Here is a 4426-nt window from a genome sequence, read left to right as displayed (position 1 = left end):
AGTGTTAGGTTGAACCATGAAGAACTACAGATTCTTAATGTTAAGCGTGGAGAGAAAAGCAAGGGGGAATGGCTCAGATTAGCTTCTCTTGATAAGCTTCCCATAGTGGTTCCTTCAATCAACATAGAAGCTTGGAAATCCCTCAGCGAAATTTCACAGAAGCTGAACAAGCTACTTATTCATCTCGAAAGTAAAAGCACTGGTGGTCAGCTTACAAAGACAGAGATCTTCGCAGTGAAGCGCCAAATTTCTGAGCTTCGCTTCTGTCTTACATCCTCCAAGAGATCTATGAGTTAGCTTTAATGAAAGGGATGCAAAAAATCAAAAGAGGGAAAACCTTTAACGGCCTTATTTCTTATTTATTAAAACCTGCTTCGCACCACAAGTCAGATCCGTATGTAGTCGGTGGCAATGTCATAGAAAGCTTCGCAGAAGCACTAAGTGCAGAGTTCAACGCTACGAAGCTCCTACGCTCCGATGTAAGTAAACCTGTTTGGCACAATTCTCTGCGTCTGCCTGCTGGTGAGTGTCTACCTATACAACAATGGAAGCTGTTAGCCGACGACTATATGAAGCGTATGGGCTTCTCTGAAACGCATTTACGTGCATACGTGCTTCATGATGATAAAGATGGCCAACATATCCATATAGTAGCAAGCCGCATTGATGCAACGTCCGGGAAGCTCTACTTAGGTAAAAATGAGAATCTTATCAGCACACGTATCATCCAGGAACTTGAAAAAGACTACCAGCTAACGCAAACCAAAGGAGCTGATGCACTAAAACCCTCTTCATCAACAGTAAAGCGTAAGAAATCACGTAATGAAGCGATGCAGGAGAAAAGAACTGGCAAAAAATGCCCAAAAACAATCATACAAGAAGCTATAGATACGCTCATAACCAGCAAGATTTCCGAAGAAAGGTTTGTGCAGCAGCTTGCAGATCAGAAGATAAAAGCAATCCCCAACAGGGCTTCAACTGGGAAAATGAACGGTTTTTCCTTTGAATACGCCAACATTTCATTCAAAGCATCCCAATTAGGTAAAAAGTATTCATGGAAAAACTTAGAGCCGTTCATCATCATTGATCCCCTTGTCGTAGATGATAGAAAAGCTTCCATTGCCTTCAATGCAACCAACCCAGAAGAAATTATCAAGATAGTGAAAGCTGATGCCGTAAGTTTTTTTGGTGGTATAGATGCAGAAAACACCCTGCTTCCTTTATCTGTCTTGCCTGTAGCAGATGATATCTATCAAGAGAAAGTTAAAACCACAGGTAAAAGCTATGTGGACGTAGCGATGCGATGGATAGAAACCATCCCCTGGGTAGACAAAATAGTTAACACCATCAAAAAACTACGTAATCCATTGTTAAAGGCGTTTAAGCAGCCCCCCAAGATTTTTTCGGCTATCCCCCTTCCTATAGACACACCACCTCTTTCTGCTGTTGAAAAAGCTACAAAAACAAACGGTTTTAGGTCTAAAATTTAGCATTATTATTGCTGCAAACAGCTATATCATTGATTTTAGTATAATTAATTGATCGTCACAATCGATCGATAAATCACATATGATAGGAATTAACTATCAAGATGAAAGTATCGATCGGTACAAATGATTTGATAACTTCATCGCTTCGTCCAAAATGTACCTTGAACGAAATGTCGGCTAATAGATTGATTTTACTAGCCTATTTTCAATTTCTTTTTACATCGTACAGGAACAAACGTATGAAATACTTCATGATGAAGCGTGTATTACTGGCGATTGCACTCCCTGTTTTGGTTGCTTATTTTGGAGGTGCTAAAGTTATGTCAGTTTATTGGGTACCTCTGTTTTTCGTCAGTGCAATGCTTCTGGCTACAGCATATGGCAAATATGTTGTCAGAAAGAATAACTCTGCAACAGTCAATTATCTTAACGACAATAATGATGGGGTCTATCTTCATAAATTCAATGATTGTGAAATCCGGTTAGACACAAATAAACAAGAGGTCTTTCTTAAAAATAGCGAAGGAGCAAATACTTATTCTTTTGATGATATTAAAGAATGGAGCTACAACATCACACATGGTGGTGAAATTTCAGGTGGTGGTTTAAAGGGTATCAGTGAAAACGGCAAAACATTAGGTCAAAATATTGCTGAGTCAGGTTTATTTATCCGAGTTAAAGACATTAAAAACCCTGAATGGCACATCCAGTTCTATCCCCGCAATGATTCTTTTAACTCTCGCAAGGGTCTTAATGATCTCAAAGCACAACTTAATCAATGGATTGAGATCTTTGATCAAAACTTAAATGCAGCATGAAATTAAGCATCATATACTTAAAACAGAATCTATATAGGGACAGATTCTGTTTTAAGTGTTTTTATTATAGTTAGCTGTATAGTTGAGATTTCTTTCTTTTAATGACCTTGCCAAAATATAACGATCATATTTTCTTTTTTCGTTAATGAAAACATTTTCACTATTTGTTTTGTTATTCAGAATAAAGTGAATAAGAAGACTGCACATTCTTCTTATTTTATCAGAATCGACAACTCTATTTTCTATATTGTTTATGAAGCAGTAATAAGAAGTAAGCATAAAAGATAAAACGACATCTCTGTTAGCTAACTCTATATTATCAATGTCATTTTTATACTTGATATAGAAACCGACACAAAACAGATAAGATTTATCTATTATGTCAGATTCTGACAACCCAGACTCTTCGAGCTTTTTAATGAAGCGTTCAAAGAGTATTAGAAAGCGTTCCATGCTATTTAGCTTTTCCATAACTTGCATCCTTGCAATTAATAATATTCCCTCTTATATTTAAATATCACAAACCTCGAAAAAATCAATATGCGTGTAAGAATTTTTTTACAAACCACACTGAATGCGTTCATATTCTTTTACAATCACTTCTTCTTCGATTGATAGTAGGTATAGGTGCTAAATGATCATCTTTTGATAATCCATGAAGGCGTGCATTATATTGCATGACTGAAAAGAGATAACTTAGATTTTCATTTTCTTTCTTTAATCTTTGAACTTCATCCCTAAGATTTTCAATCGTTATGGCCGCGATTTTTATTGATACTGGCATTTTCAAATGATGATGAGAATGTTTTAGTTTTTTCTTTTTAAGCAGATAAGCACCAGATATTTCTGAATGAGCACACAGGGCTTGTCTTGTAGGTTTTCTTCCCAAGATCTTGCATGACGCTTCGCAAATTCCTTCCCATGTGATTTTATTTTTCGACCAGTTGTTAATTATAACTATAATTTCTTGAATCTGTATACTACTGAATTTTCTTTCCATGCTTATCCTCTCTTTTCTTTAAATTGTAATAGATTTCTTCTAAGTGGGGTAAGAGAGCGGTGAGTAGTCTTGTATCTCTTAAATTCATCGCATCATCTCCAATATTTCTCTGGAAATATTTTATTTCATTTATAATATTTTTCATGTAAGAAAAGCTCTCGCCAAAATTATTTTTAAGTACAGCCTCTTTACTCACTTCTTCATCTTTCATAAAACACACTGAAGCTGTAAATAACTCATCATCTGTCATATGATCATATACTCTATTTTGTTTAACATGGGTTCTTCCAGACCACTTCGCAATATCTATATCTGATAGCCCGCCCCTCTGTGCAAGAGTATTGATAAGGTGTCTTATTTGATGTGTTTTCAAATGATAATTTTGCTGTTCGGATAAACCATGTCTTTGAAAGATATTACCCCAACGATTCGGTTGTTCCCCATCTCTATTTGAATAAAAATCCATTCTGAAAAACGTGGGGTTGGGCATATATATTTCAAATATCGAGGTTTGTTTTATCGCATGAAGTTGGTCCTTATTTAAAAGACATAGCATATCACTATACTTAAAACTTTTATTTCCGTTTATAAATGGAAAACCTTTAGGCTTCTTGCTTTCTAATAAACTTGCCATGTTCTGGACATCGTTCATCTTAACTAAGCTTGTTTTATCGCGCATCTTGTATAACCTTATTATTTTATCACCTAAATCTTTATTCAATAAAGTTCGCTCAGCTTTTCTGTTTTCAATAATGTCTTCTAAAATAGATGCAACAAAACGAGCGTTTTTAGATAAAACACGCAATCTCCTCAAAGCTTCTTTAACTATTGGTTGCATAACGGAGGGTATCCACTTAATATCCTCACCATATCCTTTAGCACCAATATAACGAAGCCCGTAACGGGCTACCCCATCCTCACTACGCTGTAAAACTTCACAATCATACCTTAAATTGATAACCTCAGAGATCCTCCAAGGGGCAGACATGAGTAATGCAAAAATTGATGTAGTGAAAATATCCCTTGGATTAGTTAATTTTTTTGAAAATAGATTACAGAGAAAAAAAAGAGTATGTTCGTTCGGCAATTTATGTTCGTTCTTACCAGTTGTAACGTAA

The 4426-nt window shown here is 35.8% G+C and carries 5 protein-coding genes and 1 pseudogene; 3 read left to right on the top strand and 3 right to left on the bottom strand.

The annotated features are described in order from the left end of the window. From ADK28_RS32650 to ADK28_RS03035, 3 genes are all read left to right on the top strand, one after another. Nucleotides 1–297: hypothetical protein (locus ADK28_RS32650; RefSeq protein ID WP_075202025.1), on the top strand; the 297-nt coding region annotated here is incomplete at its 5' end. Between the two features lie 5 nt (nt 298–302). After that, nucleotides 303–1490, top strand: coding sequence for a relaxase/mobilization nuclease domain-containing protein (locus ADK28_RS03040; RefSeq protein ID WP_048794846.1), 1188 nt, complete (start codon nt 303–305; stop codon nt 1488–1490). Nucleotides 1491–1729: 239 nt separating this feature from the next. Next, nucleotides 1730–2308, top strand: a complete 579-nt coding sequence (locus tag ADK28_RS03035; RefSeq protein ID WP_048794845.1) for a DUF4755 domain-containing protein — start codon at nt 1730–1732, stop codon at nt 2306–2308. 51 nt (nt 2309–2359) lie between these two features. Here ADK28_RS03035 and ADK28_RS03030 read toward each other — a convergent pair whose 3' ends face one another. From ADK28_RS03030 to ADK28_RS03025, 3 genes and pseudogenes are all read right to left on the bottom strand, one after another. After that, a complete protein-coding gene (locus ADK28_RS03030; RefSeq protein WP_048794844.1) occupies nt 2360–2779 on the bottom strand; it encodes a hypothetical protein in 420 nt (139 codons plus the stop codon). A 109-nt stretch (nt 2780–2888) separates the two neighbouring features. After that, complete coding sequence (locus tag ADK28_RS31200) at nt 2889–3308, bottom strand: hypothetical protein (protein ID WP_063121916.1); 420 nt, start codon at nt 3306–3308, stop codon at nt 2889–2891. After that, nucleotides 3289–4426 (bottom strand): annotated as a pseudogene (locus ADK28_RS03025) (hypothetical protein); the annotation flags it as partial. The gene ADK28_RS31200 and the pseudogene ADK28_RS03025, both read right to left, overlap by 20 nt.

This window comes from Serratia sp. 506_PEND (assembly GCF_001076875.1).
Classification (GTDB): domain Bacteria; phylum Pseudomonadota; class Gammaproteobacteria; order Enterobacterales; family Enterobacteriaceae; genus Serratia; species Serratia marcescens.
This window is presented reverse-complemented; position numbering and strand designations above follow the sequence as displayed.

Excerpts from the sequence above, each read along its gene's own strand:
- ADK28_RS03040 (WP_048794846.1), top strand. The coding sequence starts at position 303 with ATGAAAGGGATGCAAAAAATCAAAAGAGGGAAAACCTTTAACGGCCTT.
- ADK28_RS03035 (WP_048794845.1), top strand. The coding sequence starts at position 1,730 with ATGAAATACTTCATGATGAAGCGTGTATTACTGGCGATTGCACTCCCT.
- ADK28_RS03030 (WP_048794844.1), bottom strand. The coding sequence starts at position 2,779 with ATGGAAAAGCTAAATAGCATGGAACGCTTTCTAATACTCTTTGAACGC.
- ADK28_RS31200 (WP_063121916.1), bottom strand. The coding sequence starts at position 3,308 with ATGGAAAGAAAATTCAGTAGTATACAGATTCAAGAAATTATAGTTATA.